1 protein-coding gene is annotated in these 1,104 nt (G+C 41.2%); it reads right to left on the bottom strand.

The window, feature by feature from the left end:
- Nucleotides 1-1,104, bottom strand: a 1,104-nt coding sequence (locus tag ACFIMW_RS09305; RefSeq protein WP_375608899.1) for a DEAD/DEAH box helicase family protein, incomplete at both ends; no start/stop codon positions are given.

Genomic DNA, 1,104 nt, shown 5'->3' with positions numbered 1-1,104 from the left:
TTCATTCTGAACGGCTTTTGAGAAAGTATAGGTATAAAGCTCTTTTCCATAGAGCTCTTCATCATCCATAGACGCTAGAACAGCATTGATCTCATCGGCTTTCTTTTTGGCATCATCAGTAAAGATCTTAGGCGTTGCTGTCATATACAGACGTTTTTTGCCTTGAATGATGCTGTTATCGTGAACCTTGATAAAATCAGATTCATTGTCGTCAGTTCCCAATGAAGCCCCAGTGGTTCTATGGGCTTCATCGCAAATGATCAGATCAAATTCGGATAAATCATACTTTTTTTGCGCATCCGAAATCACTTGGATTGAATGGTAAGTAGAAAACACCACGGTCATCAGATCATGTGAAACCTTACCCGCTTTGCTAGCCAGTTCTTTTGCATCCGTTGTTGCAGGCAAGGCAAGATCAGAGCTATCAAATTCAAGAGCATCATTTTTATTATTCTTACGACGCTTACCCACTTGTGTATCCGAACACACGGCAAAGGAACGCAAAGGCACTTCTGTATCTTCTGTCCATTCACGAATTGTTTGAGAGATAAGAGCGAGAGAGGGCACCAGAAACAATACCCGCTTGCCTTGACCTGCTATGGTTTCTGCTATCTTAAGACTTGTAAAAGTCTTCCCCGTTCCACATGCCATAATGAGCTTGCCACGGTCTGCTTCTTGTAAACCTTCACAGACTTTCTCAAGGGCTTCTTTCTGATGATCTAAAAGCTTTTTCTTCGGTTTCTCTTTAAGAACAGCTTGTCCTTGTTCTTTATAAGCCCCCCAATCGATTTGACTGCTTTCCAAATCAAATAGATTAATCCGTTGAATACGAACCTCTTGTCCTTCACAAGTCAGTTCAACATTGTCACTCCAATCTGTTTCGGTGCTATCAACCAGTATGCGACGGGTGAAGATCTTTTTGCCCGAGGCAGCAATAAAACTATCAATATCTTCTTTTTTAATTATGTGAGAAGCATCATAGCATTTACATTGAATAGCCGCATAGCCTCCTTCATCACGGATTGTAGCGACCAAATCAATCCCAATATCAGTTCCATTTTCTCCATGCTCTTGCGCCCATTCCAAATAAGTTTGAACCTTTTC

Source organism: Bartonella sp. AC329YNZD (assembly GCF_042196685.1).
Classification (GTDB): Bacteria; Pseudomonadota; Alphaproteobacteria; order Rhizobiales; family Rhizobiaceae; genus Bartonella.
Note: the sequence above shows the minus strand (reverse complement) of the source record. Positions and strands in the feature narration are given on the sequence as shown.